This is a genomic window from Citrobacter sp. Ce119, assembly GCF_030334525.1.
GTDB lineage: Bacteria > Pseudomonadota > Gammaproteobacteria > Enterobacterales > Enterobacteriaceae > Citrobacter > Citrobacter europaeus.
The window spans coordinates 1-18,840 of sequence record NZ_JAOWDR010000040.1 but is presented as its reverse complement, the minus strand read 5'-3'; the positions used below and the strand labels follow the sequence as shown (position 1 = coordinate 18,840).

Annotated in this window: 18 protein-coding genes; 13 read left to right on the top strand and 5 right to left on the bottom strand. The window is 52.3% G+C overall.

The genetic code is table 11. The annotated features are described in order from the left end of the window. The first annotated feature begins 3 nt into the window (after positions 1-3). From nrdH to emrB, 13 genes are all read left to right on the top strand, one after another. On the top strand, positions 4-249 hold the full coding sequence (nrdH, locus tag OGV80_RS04125; protein ID WP_193145220.1) for a glutaredoxin-like protein NrdH: 246 nt from the start codon (positions 4-6) through the stop codon (positions 247-249). After that, positions 246-656 (top strand): class Ib ribonucleoside-diphosphate reductase assembly flavoprotein NrdI, encoded by a 411-nt coding sequence (nrdI, locus tag OGV80_RS04120; protein ID WP_047409260.1) that lies wholly within the window; start codon positions 246-248, stop codon positions 654-656. The genes nrdH and nrdI overlap by 4 nt, the downstream gene beginning before the upstream one ends. Then, positions 629-2,773: a class 1b ribonucleoside-diphosphate reductase subunit alpha gene (nrdE, locus tag OGV80_RS04115; RefSeq protein WP_193145222.1), complete on the top strand. Its 2,145-nt coding sequence runs from the start codon at positions 629-631 to the stop codon at positions 2,771-2,773. Before nrdI ends, nrdE begins: the two co-directional genes overlap by 28 nt. Before the next feature lie 10 nt (positions 2,774-2,783). Continuing rightward, positions 2,784-3,743 (top strand): class 1b ribonucleoside-diphosphate reductase subunit beta, encoded by a 960-nt coding sequence (gene nrdF, locus OGV80_RS04110; RefSeq protein ID WP_075145744.1) that lies wholly within the window; start codon positions 2,784-2,786, stop codon positions 3,741-3,743. 354 nt (positions 3,744-4,097) lie between these two features. After that, a complete protein-coding gene (proV, locus tag OGV80_RS04105; RefSeq protein WP_003037282.1) occupies positions 4,098-5,300 on the top strand; it encodes a glycine betaine/L-proline ABC transporter ATP-binding protein ProV in 1,203 nt (400 codons plus the stop codon). After that, the gene (gene proW, locus OGV80_RS04100) at positions 5,293-6,357 is read left to right on the top strand and encodes a glycine betaine/L-proline ABC transporter permease ProW (RefSeq protein ID WP_043017314.1); all 1,065 of its coding nucleotides are present in this window, start codon (positions 5,293-5,295) and stop codon (positions 6,355-6,357) included. Before proV ends, proW begins: the two co-directional genes overlap by 8 nt. 189 nt (positions 6,358-6,546) lie before the next feature. Next, positions 6,547-7,542 carry a glycine betaine/L-proline ABC transporter substrate-binding protein ProX gene (gene proX / locus OGV80_RS04095; RefSeq protein ID WP_043017315.1) on the top strand — a complete coding sequence of 332 codons (996 nt, stop codon included), beginning with the start codon at positions 6,547-6,549 and terminating at the stop codon, positions 7,540-7,542. 149 nt (positions 7,543-7,691) lie between these two features. Next, the gene (locus OGV80_RS04090) at positions 7,692-8,876 is read left to right on the top strand and encodes an MFS transporter (RefSeq protein ID WP_080626193.1); all 1,185 of its coding nucleotides are present in this window, start codon (positions 7,692-7,694) and stop codon (positions 8,874-8,876) included. A gap of 122 nt (positions 8,877-8,998) precedes the next feature. Beyond that, a complete protein-coding gene (locus OGV80_RS04085) occupies positions 8,999-9,736 on the top strand; it encodes an AzlC family ABC transporter permease (protein ID WP_047409251.1) in 738 nt (245 codons plus the stop codon). Further along, positions 9,726-10,061 (top strand): L-valine transporter subunit YgaH, encoded by a 336-nt coding sequence (gene ygaH, locus OGV80_RS04080; protein WP_043017318.1) that lies wholly within the window; start codon positions 9,726-9,728, stop codon positions 10,059-10,061. Before OGV80_RS04085 ends, ygaH begins: the two co-directional genes overlap by 11 nt. 90 nt (positions 10,062-10,151) lie before the next feature. Continuing rightward, positions 10,152-10,682, top strand: a complete 531-nt coding sequence (gene emrR / locus OGV80_RS04075) for a multidrug efflux transporter EmrAB transcriptional repressor EmrR (RefSeq protein ID WP_003037300.1) — start codon at positions 10,152-10,154, stop codon at positions 10,680-10,682. 129 nt (positions 10,683-10,811) lie between these two features. Then, the gene (gene emrA / locus OGV80_RS04070) at positions 10,812-11,984 is read left to right on the top strand and encodes a multidrug efflux MFS transporter periplasmic adaptor subunit EmrA (RefSeq protein ID WP_043017319.1); all 1,173 of its coding nucleotides are present in this window, start codon (positions 10,812-10,814) and stop codon (positions 11,982-11,984) included. Positions 11,985-11,999: 15 nt separating this feature from the next. Next, positions 12,000-13,538: a multidrug efflux MFS transporter permease subunit EmrB gene (gene emrB / locus OGV80_RS04065; RefSeq protein ID WP_043017320.1), complete on the top strand. Its 1,539-nt coding sequence runs from the start codon at positions 12,000-12,002 to the stop codon at positions 13,536-13,538. Between the two features lie 48 nt (positions 13,539-13,586). On the opposite strand, the gene OGV80_RS04060 is transcribed toward emrB, so the two are convergent. The 5 genes from OGV80_RS04060 to yqaB all read right to left on the bottom strand — a co-directional run bounded on the left by OGV80_RS04060 (position 13,587) and on the right by yqaB (position 18,591). Next, on the bottom strand, positions 13,587-14,954 hold the full coding sequence (locus OGV80_RS04060; RefSeq protein ID WP_286513754.1) for a carbohydrate porin: 1,368 nt from the start codon (positions 14,952-14,954) through the stop codon (positions 13,587-13,589). Positions 14,955-15,300: 346 nt separating this feature from the next. Next, on the bottom strand, positions 15,301-15,816 hold the full coding sequence (luxS, locus tag OGV80_RS04055) for an S-ribosylhomocysteine lyase (protein WP_016154160.1): 516 nt from the start codon (positions 15,814-15,816) through the stop codon (positions 15,301-15,303). A 149-nt stretch (positions 15,817-15,965) separates the two neighbouring features. Continuing rightward, positions 15,966-17,522, bottom strand: a complete 1,557-nt coding sequence (gene gshA, locus OGV80_RS04050) for a glutamate--cysteine ligase (RefSeq protein WP_016154161.1) — start codon at positions 17,520-17,522, stop codon at positions 15,966-15,968. Between the two features lie 77 nt (positions 17,523-17,599). Beyond that, positions 17,600-18,028, bottom strand: coding sequence for a YqaA family protein (locus OGV80_RS04045; protein WP_003825961.1), 429 nt, complete (start codon positions 18,026-18,028; stop codon positions 17,600-17,602). Next, positions 18,025-18,591, bottom strand: coding sequence for a fructose-1-phosphate/6-phosphogluconate phosphatase (yqaB, locus tag OGV80_RS04040; RefSeq protein ID WP_043017322.1), 567 nt, complete (start codon positions 18,589-18,591; stop codon positions 18,025-18,027). The genes OGV80_RS04045 and yqaB overlap by 4 nt, the downstream gene beginning before the upstream one ends. Between the last annotated feature and the right edge of the window lie 249 nt (positions 18,592-18,840).

Below are 18,840 nucleotides of genomic sequence, written 5' to 3'. Positions count from 1 at the left end.
ATCATGCGCATTGTTATTTACACTCGCAACAACTGTGTTCAGTGTCACGCCACCAGGCGGGCGATGGAAAGCCGCGGGTTTGACTTCGAGATGGTGAACGTCGATTTACAGCCCGATCTGGCTGATAGCCTGCGCGAGCAAGGCTTTCGCCAGTTACCGGTCGTGGTCGCAGGGGAAGCCAGTTGGTCAGGATTTCGCCCGGACATGATCAACCGTCTGCGCCCGGAACCCCAAGTGGCCAGCGCATGAGCCAGCTCGTCTACTTCTCCAGCAGCTCCGAAAATACGCACCGCTTTATCCAGCGTCTGGGGCTGACTGCCATCCGCATTCCGCTTAACGAACGCGAGCGGATCCGGGTAGACGAACCTTACATATTAATCGTGCCATCCTACGGCGGCGGCGGTACGGCTGGCGCGGTCCCAAGACAGGTGATCCGCTTTTTAAACGATACGCACAACCGGGCGTTAATCCGTGGAGTGATCGCCTCCGGTAATCGCAATTTCGGGGATGCTTATGGTCGCGCGGGTGATGTCATCTCACAAAAATGCGGCGTGCCGTGGCTCTATCGCTTTGAGCTGATGGGCACCCAAAGCGATATCGACAACGTTCGGAAAGGAGTGAGCGAATTTTGGCAACGACAACCGCAGAACGCGTAATGCAGCCAACGCTGGATTACCATGCCCTGAATGCCATGCTGAATCTGTACGATAAAGCCGGACGCATTCAGTTCGACAAAGACCATCAGGCGGTGGAGGCTTTCTTTGCCGCCCACGTCCGCCCCAACTCGGTGGCTTTTGCCAGCCAGCAGGAGCGCCTGGACACATTGGTAGATGAAGGCTATTACGATGCCAGCGTGTTAGCCCGCTACAATCGCGCGTTCGTGCTGAAGCTATTCACCCACGCCCACGCCAGCGGATTCCGTTTCCAGACGTTCCTCGGCGCATGGAAGTTCTACACCAGCTATACGCTGAAAACGTTCGACGGTAAGCGCTATCTCGAAGACTTTGAGGATCGGGTCACGATGGTGGCGCTCACGCTGGCGCAGGGCGATGAAGCGCTCGCAATGCAACTGGCTGATGAAATGCTCTCCGGGCGCTTTCAACCCGCCACGCCAACCTTCTTAAACTGCGGTAAACAGCAACGCGGCGAGCTGGTCTCCTGCTTCCTGTTACGCATCGAAGACAATATGGAGTCAATTGGTCGGGCGGTAAACTCGGCGCTACAGCTCTCTAAACGCGGCGGCGGCGTGGCATTTTTGCTCTCTAACCTGCGCGAGGCAGGTGCGCCCATTAAGCGCATTGAGAACCAGTCCTCCGGCGTGATCCCGGTAATGAAAATGCTGGAAGATGCGTTTTCTTATGCGAATCAACTCGGGGCGCGTCAGGGCGCGGGGGCAGTGTATCTGCACGCGCACCATCCGGATATTTTGCGTTTTCTTGATACCAAACGTGAAAATGCCGACGAAAAAATTCGCATCAAAACGCTCTCGCTTGGCGTGGTGATCCCGGACGTCACCTTCCAGTTGGCGAAAGAAAACGCCCGGATGGCGCTGTTTTCACCGTATGACGTAGAACGAATTTACGGCAAACCATTCGGTGATATCGCCGTGAGCGAGCGGTATGACGAACTGGTTGCTGACCAACGCGTACACAAAAAATACATTAACGCCCGCGATTTCTTCCAGCGGCTGGCAGAGATCCAGTTTGAGTCTGGCTACCCTTACATCATGTTTGAAGACACGGTGAATCGCGCCAACCCGATTGCCGGTCGGATCAATATGAGCAACCTGTGCTCGGAGATTTTGCAGGTTAACAGCGCCTCCACCTACGATGAAAACCTCAATTACGCACAGACCGGGCATGATATCTCCTGCAATCTCGGCTCGTTGAACATTGCCCATACCATGGATTCACCGGACTTTGGTCGTACAGTGGAAACGGCGGTTCGCGGTTTAACCGCCGTTTCGGACATGAGCCACATCCGCAGCGTGCCTTCGATCGAAGCCGGGAACAGCGCGTCGCACGCGATTGGTCTTGGGCAGATGAATCTGCACGGGTATCTGGCACGGGAAGGGATCGCCTATGGTTCGCCGGAAGGGCTGGATTTTACCAATCTCTATTTCTATACCATCACCTGGCATGCGCTGAATACGTCAATGAAGATCGCCCGCGAGCGCGGTCAAACCTTTGCCGGATTCAGACAATCCCGCTACGCCAGCGGCGAGTATTTTAGTCAGTATCTGCAGGGCGACTGGCAGCCAAAAACCGACAAGGTACGCACACTGTTTGCTGCCAGCGGCCTTACGCTGCCAACGCGCGAAATGTGGTCGCAGCTGCGAGAAGATGTGATGCGCTACGGCATTTATAATCAGAATTTACAGGCGGTGCCGCCCACCGGTTCTATCTCCTACATCAATCATGCCACGTCAAGCATTCACCCGATCGTGTCGAAAGTGGAGATTCGCAAAGAGGGTAAAACCGGGCGCGTTTACTACCCTGCCCCGTTTATGACCAATGAGAATCTGGCCTTGTATCAGGATGCCTACGAGATTGGTCCACAAAAAATCATTGATACCTACGCGGAAGCAACGCGCCATGTCGATCAGGGGCTTTCACTGACGCTCTTTTTCCCCGATACCGCCACCACGCGCGATATCAACAAAGCGCAGATTTACGCCTGGCGTAAGGGCATCAAATCGCTGTACTACATCCGACTACGTCAACTGGCGCTGGAAGGAACCGAAATCGAAGGTTGCGTGTCATGCGCGCTGTAAGGAGGAGAAAATGACATTATCCCGCGTGAGCGCCATCAACTGGAACAAGATTGAGGATGATAAAGATCTCGAGGTATGGAACCGCCTGACCAGTAACTTCTGGCTACCGGAAAAGGTCCCGCTCTCCAATGACATCCCGGCCTGGCAAACGTTGAACGCCGCCGAACAGCAGTTGACCATCCGCGTTTTTACCGGGCTGACGCTGCTCGACACCATTCAGAATGTTGCCGGAGCACCCGCGTTAATGGCCGATTCGTTAACGCCGCATGAAGAGGCGGTGCTGTCGAATATCAGCTTTATGGAAGCGGTACACGCCCGTTCATACAGCTCTATTTTCTCCACCCTTTGCCAGACCAAAGATGTGGATACAGCTTACGCCTGGAGTGAAGAAAATACCCCACTCCAGCGCAAGGCGCAGATCGTTTTGGCACATTACGCCAGCGACGAACCGTTGAAGAAGAAAATTGCCAGCGTGTTTCTGGAATCCTTCCTGTTCTATTCCGGCTTCTGGTTACCGATGTATTTTTCCAGCCGCGGCAAATTGACCAATACAGCCGATCTTATTCGCCTGATTATTCGTGATGAGGCCGTTCATGGGTATTACATTGGTTATAAATATCAAAAAGGTCTGGAGCATATTTCCGAGTCCGCACGCGAGGAGTTAAAGAACTTTGCCTTCGATCTACTGATGGAATTGTATGATAACGAAGCGCGCTATACGGAAGAATTGTATGCAGAAACAGGCTGGGTGGATGACGTCAAAGCCTTCCTTTGCTACAACGCCAATAAGGCATTGATGAATTTGGGGTATGAGGCGCTATTTCCACCTGAAATGGCCGAGGTTAACCCGGCAATCCTTGCCGCGCTGTCGCCCAACGCTGACGAAAACCACGATTTCTTCTCGGGTTCTGGCTCATCCTATGTGATGGGAAAAGCGGTCGAAACCGAAGACGACGACTGGAATTTCTAGCAATCATTTCTGCGGGAAATACCGTACATTTTTCGCGGAAATATTTTAACAGGATCACACTTTTGTCGTGCAAATATAATTGTGTGATCTACACTCAATATCAGACGCATTATTCGCCTGCATTCCAGCAATTCAGGCGATTTTTCATTGGCATTTACAAAAAATATTAACCCGCCCGCATTCGCGCTCAGCCCTTATATCACGGGAAGTCCCGCCGCCTGGCCTTCGGCAATATTCATGCCACAACCAAATTCAGGGTTGTCTCAGATTCTCAGTATGTTAGGGTAGAAAAAGGTCACTATTTCCATCAGGTAATATATCGATATAAACAAATAACAGGAATCATTCTATTGCATGGCAATTAAATTAGAAGTTAAAAATCTCTATAAGATATTTGGAGAGCATCCCCAGAGAGCCTTCAAATATATTGAAAAAGGACTTTCAAAAGAGCAGATTCTGGATAAAACAGGGCTATCGCTTGGCGTAAAGAACGCCAGTCTGGCCATTGAAGAAGGCGAGATATTTGTCATCATGGGATTATCCGGTTCGGGTAAATCCACAATGGTACGCCTTCTCAATCGCCTGATTGAACCCACCCGCGGACAGGTATTGATTGACGGCGTAGACATCGCCCGCATATCCGATGCCGAGCTTCGCGAGGTGCGCAGAAAAAAGATTGCGATGGTGTTCCAGTCCTTTGCCCTGATGCCGCACATGACGGTGCTGGACAATACGGCATTCGGCATGGAATTAGCCGGTGTCGGCGCGGATGAACGTCGTGAAAAAGCGTTAGATGCGCTACGTCAGGTTGGTCTGGAGAATTATGCTCACGGATACCCGGATGAACTTTCCGGGGGAATGCGCCAGCGTGTGGGCCTCGCCCGTGCATTAGCCATAAACCCTGACATCTTATTAATGGATGAGGCCTTCTCAGCCCTCGATCCATTAATTCGTACTGAGATGCAGGATGAACTGGTAAAACTACAGGCGAAACATCAACGCACCGTGGTCTTTATATCGCATGACCTCGACGAAGCTATGCGTATTGGCGACAGAATTGCCATTATGCAAAACGGTGAAGTGGTCCAGGTCGGCACGCCGGATGAAATCCTGAATAATCCAGCCAATGATTATGTACGCACCTTCTTCCGTGGCGTTGATATTAGCCAGGTCTTCAGTGCGAAAGATATTTCACGCCGTAGCCCCGAAGGTTTAATTCGTAAAACGCCCGGGGTGGGTCCACGTTCAGCGCTGCAATTATTGCAGGACAAAGATCGCGAATATGGTTACGTGATCGAACGCGGCAATAAATTCGTTGGCGTTGTTTCAATCGACTCCTTAAAAACAGCGTTAAGTCAGGCGCAAGGTATTGAAGCGGCATTGATCGATGAGCCGTTAGCCGTAGATGCACAAACTCCTCTCAGCGAGTTGCTTTCTCATGTCGGCCAGGCCCCGTGCGCGGTGCCGGTTGTTGATGAGGAACAGCAGTATGTGGGCGTCATTTCAAAACGCATGCTGTTACAGGCTTTAGATCGTGAGGGGGTAAACAATGGCTGATCAAACTAATCCGTGGGATACCACACCAGCGGCCGACAGCGCCGCACAAACTGCCGATGCCTGGAGCACGCCATCTGGTGCGCCCACTGACGGCGGTAGCGCAGACTGGCTGACCAGCGCCCCTGCGCCGGCGCCAGAACATTTCAATATTATGGATCCGTTCCATAAAACACTGATCCCGCTGGATAGTTGGGTCACCGAAGGGATCGACTGGGTTGTTACCCATTTCCGTCCGGTCTTCCAGGGCATTCGTGTTCCGGTGGATTACATTCTCAACGGCTTCCAGCAGCTTCTGTTAGGTATGCCAGCGCCCGTGGCGATTATCCTGTTCGCCCTGATTGCCTGGCAGATATCCGGTGTCGGAATGGGCGTTGCTACGCTGATTTCCTTGATTGCCATCGGTGCCATCGGTGCGTGGTCGCAGGCCATGATAACCCTGGCGCTGGTACTGACCGCTCTGCTGTTCTGCGTAGTGATTGGTCTGCCGATGGGGATCTGGTTAGCACGCAGTCCGCGGGCGGCAAAAATTGTTCGCCCGCTGCTGGACGCCATGCAAACTACCCCAGCGTTCGTCTATCTGGTGCCGATTGTCATGCTGTTCGGTATTGGTAACGTCCCAGGCGTGGTGGTGACGATTATCTTCGCCCTGCCGCCAATCGTACGTCTGACCATTCTGGGGATTAACCAGGTGCCAGCCGATCTGATTGAAGCCTCGCGTTCGTTTGGCGCCAGCCCGCGTCAGATGCTGTTTAAAGTGCAGCTCCCGCTGGCGATGCCCACTATTATGGCCGGGGTCAACCAGACGCTGATGCTGGCGCTTTCAATGGTCGTCATCGCGTCGATGATCGCCGTCGGCGGGCTGGGTCAGATGGTGCTGCGTGGAATCGGTCGTCTGGATATGGGGCTTGCCACCGTCGGTGGGGTTGGGATTGTAATCCTCGCCATCATCCTGGATCGCCTGACGCAGGCCGTTGGTCGCGACTCGCGTAGTCGTGGCAACCGTCGCTGGTACACCACTGGTCCCGTTGGGCTTATCACTCGCCCTTTCACGAAATAATTCACCCGTTGCCCGGTGGCGCATTGCTTACCGGGCCTACAATTCATTAACTTACACAAAATCATTCAAGTTGCATCGCGGCGGCAAACGAATGTATCCCCAGGAGCGTACAAGTAGTACGTGACTGGGGTGCATGAGTGCAGCCAACAAAGAGGCAGCTTGAAGGATGAAGTGTAATAAGGAACAACGATGCGACAGAAAATAATTATTGCCACAGCGTTTGCCACCCTTGTCTCCACCAGCACTTTCGCTGCCGACCTGCCGGGCAAAGGCATCACCGTACAGCCAATTCAGAGCACAATCTCTGAAGAATCCTTCCAGACGCAGCTTGTTGCCCGCGCGCTGGAGAAGCTGGGTTACACCGTTAACAAAACAAGCGAAGTTGATTACAACGTCGGCTATACCTCCATTGCCTCTGGCGATGCAACTTTTACCGCCGTGAACTGGCAGCCGCTGCATGATGATATGTACGCCGCTGCGGGCGGAGACAAAAAGTTTTATCGCGAGGGGGTATTCGTTACGGGTGCCGCACAGGGTTATCTGATCGACAAAAAAACCGCTGAGCAGTACAAAATCACTAACATCGCTCAGTTAAAAGATCCGAAGATCGCCAAAATCTTTGACACTAACGGTGACGGAAAAGCCGATATGATGGGCTGTTCACCGGGCTGGGGTTGTGAAGCCGTAATCAACCACCAGAACAAAGCTTTCGATCTGGAAAAAACCGTCGAGGTCAGCCACGGTAACTATGCGGCGATGATGGCTGACACCATTACCCGCTTTAAAGAAGGCAAACCCATTCTTTACTACACCTGGACACCGTACTGGGTCAGCGACGTCATGAAGCCGGGTAAAGATGTGGTCTGGCTGCAGGTACCGTTCTCTTCCCTGCCAGGCGAGCAGAAAGATATTGATACCAAGCTGCCAAACGGCGCCAACTACGGCTTCCCGGTGAACACGATGCATATTGTCGCCAATAAAGCCTGGGCGGAGAAAAACCCGGCTGCAGCGAAACTGTTTGCCATCATGAAGCTGCCGCTGGCGGATATCAACGCGCAGAACGCGATGATGCATGACGGTAAAGCGTCTGAAGCCGACGTGCAGGGTCACGTTGACGGCTGGATCAAAGCCCACCAGCAGCAGTTTGACGGCTGGGTGAACGAAGCGCTGGCCGCGCAGAAATAACATCGACTGAATGCCGGATACGCTAACGCTTATCCGGCCTGTTTCCCTCTATCCCCCCTAAACCGCACAATCCATCACCCAACAAATCAGCAACAGTTAATCACTTCCGTTATGATTGTTTTCTGCAACCCATTACTCAGTTGAAAACAATGACGAAAACCACTCAGGGACTTAGCCCTTCGCTGATCCTGTTAATGTCTATCGCCACCGGCCTTGCCGTCGCCAGTAACTATTATGCTCAGCCGTTGCTCGACACCATCGCCCGTAACTTTTCACTATCTGCCAGTACCGCAGGGTTTATCGTCACCGCGGCCCAACTCGGCTATGCCGCTGGCCTGCTGTTTTTAGTCCCGCTTGGCGATATGTTCGAACGTCGGATGCTGATCGTCTCCATGACGCTGTTAGCGGCAGGCGGCATGCTGATTACCGCCAGCAGCCAGTCGCTGGGCATGCTGATCCTCGGCACCGCCCTGACCGGGTTGTTCTCGGTAGTCGCACAGATTTTAGTTCCGCTGGCGGCGACACTTGCCACGCCAGACAAGCGCGGTAAAGTCGTCGGCACGATTATGAGCGGCCTGCTGTTGGGCATTCTGCTGGCGCGCACCGTAGCGGGATTACTGGCCAATTTGGGCGGCTGGCGCACCGTGTTTTGGGTGGCATCGGTATTAATGGCGCTGATGGCGATTGCGCTGTGGCGCGGTCTGCCGAAGATGAAATCAGAAACGCATCTTAACTACCCGCAACTTCTGGGTTCGGTATTCAGCCTGTTTATCCACGATAAACTGCTGCGTACCCGCGCGATGCTGGGCTGTCTGACCTTTGCCAATTTCAGTATCCTCTGGACATCAATGGCGTTTTTGCTCGCCGCACCGCCGTTTAACTATTCAGAAGGCATGATTGGTCTGTTTGGCCTGGCGGGAGCCGCCGGGGCGTTAGGCGCGCGTCCGGCGGGCGGTTTTGCCGATAAAGGTAAATCTCACCTGACCACCACCCTTGGGCTGTTATTGCTGCTGCTCTCCTGGCTAGCTATTTGGTTTGGGCACGCTTCCGTCCCCATGCTGATTATCGGCATTCTGGTGCTGGATCTCACCGTTCAGGGCGTACATATCACCAACCAGACGGTTATCTATCGCACTCATCCGGACGCGCGTAATCGCCTGACCGCCGGATACATGACCAGCTATTTTATTGGCGGAGCGGCAGGGTCGCTGATTTCAGCCTCCGCCTGGCAGCATGCCGGGTGGGCTGGCGTTTGTCTGGCCGGTACGACCGTTGCCCTACTCAATCTGTTGGTCTGGTGGCGAGGTTTTCACCGTCAGGAAGCCGTAAATTAAGCGTATAGTGCATGTTTACCGCTGATTGGGCTCCACAGGGTGTTAAGGAGCCCATCAGTCTGCTAAGGTTATAACTCATTGAACCAAGTTATATTAATTTCGGTAATGAAACCTATAACCCTATGGAAAGCCCTATACCCCAGTCTGAACCCAGTTCTGCAACGCTAACTGAAGGATTCAAAGACAGCCTGCCAATAGTCATTAGCTATATTCCGGTCGCTTTTGCATTTGGTCTCAATGCCACTCGCCTTGGCTTTTCTCCCGTTGAAAGCGTCTTTTTCTCCTGCATTATCTATGCGGGAGCCAGCCAGTTTGTCATCACCACGATGCTCGCTGCAGGCAGTTCTCTGTGGGTTGCCGCTCTGACCGTCATGGCCATGGATGTACGCCATGTTTTGTACGGCCCTTCCCTGCGTAGCCGAATCGCCCAGCGACTGAGCAAACCCAAAAGTGCGCTGTGGGCCTTTGGCCTCACCGATGAAGTCTTTGCCGCCGCAACCGCAAAGCTGGTACGGGATAACCGGCGCTGGAGTGAGAACTGGATGATTGGCATTGCGCTATGCTCATGGGCCTCCTGGGTATTTGGCACAGTGATCGGCGCGTTTTCCGGCAGCGGTTTACTTAAGGATTACCCGGCCGTTGAGGCGGCGCTGGGCTTCATGCTCCCGGCGCTGTTCATGAGCTTCCTACTGGCCTCTTTCCAGCGTCAGCAGGCGCTCTGCGTCACTGCGGCGCTAGCCGGGGCGCTGGCTGGCGTTATGCTGTTTTCCATTCCTGCCGCCATCCTTGCCGGCATTGTCTGCGGATGCCTGACGGCTCTCATCCAGTCATTTTGGCAGGGGGGTCCTGATGAGCTATGAGGTCCTGCTGCTTGGCCTGTTGGTCGGCTGCGTGAACTACTGCTTTCGCTATTTACCGCTGCGCCTTCGAGTGGGTAATGTTCGCCCGACCAGGCGCGGCGCAACGGGCATATTACTCGACACCATTGGCATAGCATCAATTTGCGCCCTGTTGGTGGTGTCTACCGCGCCAGAAGTGATGCACGACGCTCGTCGGTTCGTACCGACGCTGGTGGGGTTTGTCATACTGGGCGCAAGCTTCTATAAGACCCGCAGCATCATCATTCCAACCTTACTGAGTGCTCTGGGCTACGGATTAGCCTGGAAAATGCTGGTTGGCTTATAGATAAAAGAAATCAATTTAAATAAATAATACATTTACTTTATTTGTCACTGTCGTTACTATATCGGCTGAAATTAATGAGGTTATACCCAAATGGATAGTTCGTTTACGCCCATTGAACAAATGCTAAAATTTCGCGCCAGCCGCTACGAAGAGTTCCCTTATCAGGAAGTGCTTCTGACTCGTCTCTGCATGCACATGCAGGGCAAGCTGCTGGAAAACCGCAATAAGATGCTGAAAGCTCAAGGGATTAACGAGACGTTGTTTATGGCGTTGATTACGCTGGAGTCTCAGGAAAACCACAGTATTCAGCCCTCTGAACTGAGTTGCGCGCTCGGCTCGTCACGCACTAACGCTACCCGCATCGCGGATGAGTTAGAAAAACGTGGCTGGATCGAACGTCGCGAAAGCGATAACGATCGCCGCTGTCTGCATCTGCAATTGACCGAGAAAGGCCATGCATTTTTGCAAGAGGTATTACCGCCTCAGCACAACTGCCTGCATCAGCTCTGGTCGTCTCTCAGCACCACCGAAAAAGATCAGCTCGAGCAAATTACCCGTAAACTTCTGACCCGTCTTGATCAGATGGAGCAGGATGGTGCGGTGTTAGAAGCGCTGCGCTAAGGCGCCGACTCGCTCAGAAATCCAGATTTATAAATGAAAAAACCGACAGGCCAGCACGCACACTGCTGGCCTGTCTGATAAACAGGTCGGCTCAGCCGATGTGAAAAAAAGAAGATCGTGGAGAACAACATGAGCGCAAATGCGGAGACTCAAACCCCGCAGCAACCGGTCAAGAAGAATGGCAAACGTAAAAGTACGCTGCTCCTTCTGACCTTGCTCTTTATTATCATTGCCGTGGCATATGGGATTTATTGGTTTTTAGTACTGCGTCATGTCGAAGAGACAGACGATGCGTACGTGGCAGGGAACCAGGTTCAAATCATGGCGCAGGTATCAGGCAGCGTGACGAAAGTCTGGGCTGATAACACTGACTTTGTAAAACAAGGCGATGTACTGGTCACCCTTGATCAGACGGACGCAAAACAGGCATTTGAAAAAGCCAAAACTGCGCTGGCTTCCAGCGTGCGTCAGACGCACCAGTTGATGATCAACAGCAAGCAGTTGCAGGCCAGCATTGAAGTGCAGAGAACCGCACTGGCGCAGGCGCAAAGCGACTTTAATCGCCGTGTTCCACTGGGCAACGCCAACCTGATTGGCCGCGAAGAACTGCAACATGCGCGTGATGCTGTCGCCAGCGCGCAGGCCCAGCTTGATGTCGCAATTCAACAATATAATGCTAACCAGGCGATGATTCTGGGTAGCAAGCTGGAAGACCAGCCCGCCGTGCAACAGGCTGCCACTGAAGTGCGCAATGCCTGGCTGGCACTGGAACGTACTAAAATTGTCAGTCCAATGACCGGCTATGTTTCCCGTCGTGCCGTGCAGCCTGGCGCGCAAATTAGCCCAACCACGCCGCTGATGGCAGTTGTTCCGGCCACTAATCTGTGGGTGGATGCTAACTTTAAAGAAACACAGCTCGCGCACATGCGTATCGGCCAACCGGCGACCGTTATCAGTGATATTTACGGCGATGACGTGAAATACACCGGTAAAGTAGTCGGCCTGGATATGGGTACAGGCAGCGCCTTCTCCCTGTTACCAGCGCAAAACGCGACCGGTAACTGGATCAAAGTCGTCCAGCGTCTGCCGGTACGTATCGAACTGGATGCGCAGCAACTGGCGCAGCATCCGCTGCGTATCGGTTTGTCTACGCTGGTAACCGTTGATACCGCTAATCGTGACGGGCAGATTCTGGCAAGCCAGGTTCGCACCACGCCGGTAGCAGAAAGTAATGCACGTGAAATCGACCTTGCTCCGGTCAATAAGATGATCGAAGAGATCGTGCGGGCCAACGCGGGCTAATTAAAGGTGCGTGTGATGCAACAGCAAAAACCGCTGGAAGGCGCGCAGCTCGTCATTATGACGATCGCGCTGTCCCTGGCGACATTCATGCAGGTGCTGGACTCCACCATTGCTAACGTGGCGATCCCCACTATCGCCGGGAACCTGGGCTCTTCGCTGAGCCAGGGAACCTGGGTGATCACCTCTTTCGGGGTGGCGAACGCTATCTCTATTCCGATCACCGGCTGGCTGGCAAAGCGCTTTGGCGAAGTCAGGCTCTTCATGTGGTCCACAATTGCCTTCGTCATTGCGTCCTGGGCATGTGGGATGTCCACCAGCCTGAATATGCTCATTTTCTTCCGCGTGATACAAGGGATTGTCGCCGGTCCATTAATTCCTCTGTCACAGAGCCTGCTGCTGAATAACTATCCTCCCGCCAAGCGTTCCATCGCCCTCGCGCTATGGTCGATGACGGTAATTGTTGCTCCGATATGTGGCCCTATTCTTGGGGGCTATATCAGCGACAACTATCACTGGGGCTGGATATTTTTCATCAACGTGCCAATCGGTGCTGCGGTGGTATTGATGACCCTGCAAACCCTGCGCGGTAGGGAAACCAAAACCGAGCAGCGGCGCATCGACGCCATTGGTCTGGCTCTGCTGGTCATCGGTATCGGCAGTTTGCAGATTATGCTCGACCGCGGCAAAGAGCTGGACTGGTTCGCCTCGCAGGAGATTATCATCCTGACGGTGGTCGCGGTTGTCGCTATCAGCTTCCTGATCGTCTGGGAGCTTACCGACGAGCACCCCATCGTCGATCTCTCGCTGTTTAAGTCGCGCAATTTTACCATCGGCTGCCTGTGTATCAGCCTGGCCTATATGCTCTACTTCGGCGCAATCGTCCTGCTGCCGCAGCTATTGCAGGAGGTTTACGGCTATACGGCAACCTGGGCCGGTCTGGCGTCCGCGCCGGTAGGGATCATTCCGGTGATCCTGTCGCCAATTATCGGCCGCTTTGCGCACAAGCTGGATATGCGTAGGTTGGTGACGTTCAGTTTTATTATGTATGCCGTCTGTTTCTACTGGCGTGCGTGGACGTTCGAACCGGGTATGGACTTTGGCGCATCAGCCTGGCCGCAGTTTATTCAGGGGTTCGCGGTAGCCTGCTTCTTTATGCCACTGACGACCATCACGCTGTCCGGCTTACCGCCTGAGCGTCTGGCCGCAGCATCAAGTTTGTCGAACTTTACGCGAACGCTGGCAGGTTCTATCGGCACGTCGATTACGACAACGATGTGGACGAACCGCGAGTCGCTGCACCATGCGCAGTTAACGGAATCCGTAAACCCCTACAACCCAAATGCGCAGGCCATGTACGATAAGCTGCAGGATTTAGGGATGACGCAGCAGCAGGCGTCAGGCTGGATAGCTCAGCAGATCACCAATCAGGGTCTGATTATTTCCGCCAACGAAATCTTCTGGATGTCGGCGGGGATCTTCCTGGTTTTGCTTGGCCTGGTGTGGTTTGCCAAACCGCCCTTCGGCGCAGGCGGTGGTGGCGGCGGCGCACACTAAGCTTCTGATAAAAGGGATCTGCGGATCCCTTTTTTATTAGACTCGCGATCAGAAGTAATATTTAAATCTCAGGCGCCCGCCGTAGCGTGCATCTTCGCTGTTATCGCCATTATTCGGATCGGCCTCAACCCATGAGGCATAGGCACCGAGGTAGATGTTAAAGTTTTTCATATCCAGTACGTTGGGGAACAGATATGAGGCATGAATGGTGTGAATATCATAACTGCCAGGATCGGTTATCCAACAATCTTCCTCGCAAACGGCTTCAAGATTAGTGGCGTTGAAGGCGTCAATGTTGTTATGCGCATAGATATAACCCAGCTCAAACCGGTGCCACAACGCATTCACCCCGGCGGTAAAATCGGTCTCGTCGGTCGCATCCATATAGGCGGTGTTCAGGTTTATCACCGCACCATCTTCTGGATCGGTTTTCTGACCATCCCAGGTCATAGTAAAACCATAGCCTGTACGATCGGACTGATCGATCCACTTCCCATTCTCATAATAGCCATAGGCGTTGTTGACGACGTTACTTTCCATCGCCACCGCCGTCGAGAAGCGTCCGCTTTGCCAGGCTATCACCGGACGCACATAGGCCACGTTTTTATCATTGGTTAAGTCCATCCCGTGGTACTGCTTCTCGGTATAGAGCGTACTGCCATTTTCCATCAATGTATTCACTTCAAAATACCAGTTATCGATGGTTTTACTGATCAGGAAATTACCGCCGCTGTCGCTACGTCCACGCCCCTCTTTCATCATATAAATATAGCCATAGCCATCACTGTAAAGATCATTCGCCGTATTACCTGAATATTCAATAAACGTATCCTGATTCAGCGGGAACATATCGTACGCTTCAAAACGTCCGACCTTAATTTGCCAGTCTTTTTCCTGACCAAAAAAGAACACTGCATCATCGAGATTCATTTTTCCGGTCAGGTCTGCCAGCGGCTGAACTGAGAATCCGGCGAAATTACCGTTGTTCAGTCGTTGGTAGCCATCAAACCCTAATAGTAGACGCCCGTTGATATCCCAACGTTCATTCGTTCCTGGCGCCCAATCTTTATTTGCCGAAGTTCTGGTTGATGTCAGACTACCAGAGCGGCTTGCCGCATCCATATTAAACTCAACGTCGCCATAGAACTTGATATCGCTAAAACCGGATAGCGTTAACTTGGGTGGATTTTCCGTAGAGGCGGAGGGTTCAGCAGACTGTACTTGCACCGTCGGCGCTGCAGCTACCTGCTGCTGTCTCAGCGAGCGAATTTGCGATTCAGCATCTGCGGCCCGCTGCTCGGCATTAATCACACGCTGCTCCAGTTCGGCAAGACGCTGCTCAATAGCGGTATTCGCTGCCCAAAGGTTATGCGAAAAGCAAGCGCCGACCACTAGCGCTAAATATTTCACCTTCATTTTTTATCCCTAAAGTTAAATGTATACCAGATAAGATTTGATAAAAACCTCATCCACCGGCTATTAAAAGAGTCTTGTTATTACCCGGATATCTGGTGCATTCCATTATGTTTTTCTATTCATTATTTATGTTTTTTAATTTATGTGATCAATGCGGTCTGGCATCGTTAATCATCCGCAACTTTCTGTATACCAGATCACATTTTATTATTTCTCTGGCCATGCTTTAGTTAATACGTGATGTATTTTCTTCACAAATATAATAAATACAAATTATGTTAAGCAATAAAAAACCCCGGCTACAAACCGGGGTTAATTTAAATACTGAAACAGCTAATTAGTAAGACTAAATATGCAGTTCCTGCAGTTTCTCTTTCGGCAGCGCCAGCTCTTCATTGCTGTTAACGCGCACATCATGCTCCAGAATATGACGAGCGATATCCTGCGCTTCGCTAAGCGAGTGCATCTGATACGTACCACACTGGTAAACGTTCAGTTCTGGGATCTGGTTTTGATCCTGCACTTTCAGCACGTCCGCCATCGCTGCTTTCCACGCGTCGGCAACTCGCTGCTCGTCCGGCGTACCAATCAGGCTCATGTAAAAGCCGGTGCGGCATCCCATCGGAGAGATATCGATAATCTCAACGCCGTTACCGTTGAGGTGATTACGCATAAAACCTGCAAACAGGTGTTCCAGCGTATGGATACCTTTCTCAGGCATCACTTCTTTGTTCGGAATGCAGAAACGCAGATCAAACACGGTGATTGCGTCGCCATGCGGGGTGTTCATCGTTTTTGCAACCCGGACCGCGGGAGCTTCCATCCGGGTGTGATCGACAGTAAAACTATCTAACAACGGCATTTAGCCACCTCCGATAAATTTTTTAAAAATAATCTGAACTCTTTGTTCCGGGGCGAGTCTGAGTATATGAAAGACGCGCATTTGTTATCATCATCCCTGTTTTCAGAGATGAAATTTTGGCCACTCCCGAGTGGCCTTTTTCTTTTGTATCAAGCGTGCTTTTCCAGCCACACGCTAAACGGCTCAGTATCCGCCGCTTCGATCTCCTGCTGACGACGCTTTGAAGCCTCGGTTTCAGCAATAAATTCAGCTTCCTGCAATATTTCTAACGGCTCTTCACGCAGTAGATTTCGGTAAGCCTCACCCAGCGCTTTGCCCGTGCCACCGATGCCTTCATCAATCATAGACCGAAGGATCCGTGCAGAGAAAGTCAGTTCAGGATTGTCAAAACAGGCAACCAGTTCATCACAGACCTTCTGATACTCCTCTCCCCCATCGATGCTGTCCAGCGTTTGTGCCACGCGTTTCAGATCGCGGAACAGATCTTTACCTACCTTCGGCAGCGGGAACTGGGCTGTTTCACAGCCAATGCCTAGCGTCAGCCCAGGCTTACGCCCTTCGAGGATCACACGGTTCCAGTTTTTACGCGTACACAGCAATTCATCGCTGCTCATTTCCGGGGCATCGGCCAGCGCACACCAGACCATAAACAGATCGAGGAAGCGCACCTGCTGCTCGTCTACGCCAATCGGTGAGAACGGGTTGATATCCAGCGAGCGAACCTCGATGTACTCAATACCGCCGCGCAGAAGCGCGTCAGAAGGTGTTTCACCACGACGAGTGACACGTTTCGGGCGAATAGGCGCATACAGCTCATTTTCAATCTGCAGAACGTTGCTGTTGATTTGCAGACGCTTACCATCCTTCTCCAGACCGATCGCCGCGTACTCCTCGGAAGGAGTTTTAATCGCGCGCTTTAATCCTGCCACATACTCATGCAAATCGTTAAACGTAATTCCGAGATTGCTTTGCGACTTATTGGTATAGCCTAAATCACTCAGACGCAGCGACGTCGCGTATGGCAGGTAATACATCCCACAGTCGGTTTTTTCAAACGGCAGGGTTGTCGGTTTTCCTTGCAGGAAGGAGGAACAAATGGCCGGAGAGGCACCAAACAGATACGGGATAACCCAACCAAAACGGTAGTAGTTGCGGATCAGGCGGAAGTAACCTGCGGAGATCTTCTCTTTCGCATCTTCACCGTCCGTTACGCCGCATTTCGCCTGCCAGAAAGCCATCGGCAGCGAGAAATTGTAGTGTACGCCAGAGATAGTTTGCATCAACGCGCCGTAACGGTTTTTGAGGCCTTCACGGTACAGCGTTTTCAGACGACCAGTATTCGACGTACCGTACTGCGCCAGTTCGATATCCTGGCCTTCGGCAATATAGCAAGGCATGCTCAATGGCCACATACGCTCGTCGCCCAGATTTCTGGCGGTATAACGATGCAGATCGCGCATGAACGTGAGCATTTTCTCAATATCGTCGCCAGGAGGCGTAATAAACTCCAGCAGCGCTTCGGCAAAGTCAGTGGTTATCCATTTATGCGTTAGCGCTGAGCCTAACACCTCAGGATGACCTGTCGTTGCTAATGACCCGTCTGCATTAACGCGCAGCGTTTCGCGCTCCAGCCCACGTTGAATCCCCTTTAACGCCTGAGGATGGTTTTCCAGCCAGGCCAGCGCCTGTGATACGTCCGGGATCAAATTGACCTCCCGCCTGTCAAAATCGTTTTAATTAGCATAATGGTATTGGTTACCCTGTAGGCTATCTCACAACACAATTAGTGCCACCACATAATGCCTTGCGTCGTAACCGCTGCGACAACAACATAGCGCAGCGCCTTGCCAAGACATAAGAAAAAGAGTACCGGGCCCCACGAGATGCGCATCCATCCAGCTAACAGGCACAGTAAATCGCCCACAACCGGCATCCAGCTTAATAATAGTGTGACAGCGCCATAGCGCCGCAGCCAGCCAGTGGCTTTTTCTTGCCAGCGCGATGTTTTACGCAATGGAAAGAAACGCCCAAGGATAACGTTAGTTAACCCTCCAAGGCTATTACCCATTGTTGCTGTTAAGACTAAGACCCAGGGATGACTTACCCCAGAAACCAGCAAAGCAACTAAAACAACCTCAGAATTACCGGGTAATAGCGTAGCGCTGAGAAAACTGCTGGCAAACAGTGACAGGAGCGATAGTCCATCACTCACAATAACCGGACATCCACAGCATCCATTCCCGCGGCACGCGCCGCCTGCAGTCCAAAATCAGCATCTTCAAACACCACACAGCGCGCCGGAACAACGCCCATACGTTCAGCACAGAGCAAAAACGTATCAGGAGCAGGTTTATGGCGTTGAACGTGATCGGCTGCGACTACAGCATCAAAATAGCGACGCAGCCCAAGATGAGCGAGCAGAGCCTCTGCAATCGCGCTTTCACTCCCCGTACCTACCGACATAGGACGGCGACCATGCCAGGCCTTCACGACGTCAACCAATGGCAAAGGTTGGACGCTATCCAGCAGCATGCTTCTCACCTTATCGGTTTTTTCACGTGCCAGGGCATGTGGGTCAAGATCGGCATGATTCAACTCAATTACCGACTGGGCAATACGCCACGTTGGGGAGCCATTGAGGGCGACCATGGCTTGTTCATCAAAACGTAGCCCATAATGCCCCAATACCTCATGCCACGCCTTACGGTGCGTAGGCTCGGTATCCAGGATGGTGCCATCCATATCAAAAATCAAACCCGCATAACGTTCGTACATCGTCTTCTCACAAGCCGATTGACCAGACGTTATTTTATCGTAATTGATTGATTTTGTCGCTGACAGCGAATTAAGGGGTGTTCCGGGAGTATGAGGAAATGATTCGAAAAGGGGAAGATGGTGCTGGCGATTATCTCGCAGACCATGAAAAAACAGTTTCACAGTTATTTCGGAGAAGATGGTGCATCCGGGAGGATTCGAACCTCCGACCGCTCGGTTCGTAGCCGAGTACTCTATCCAGCTGAGCTA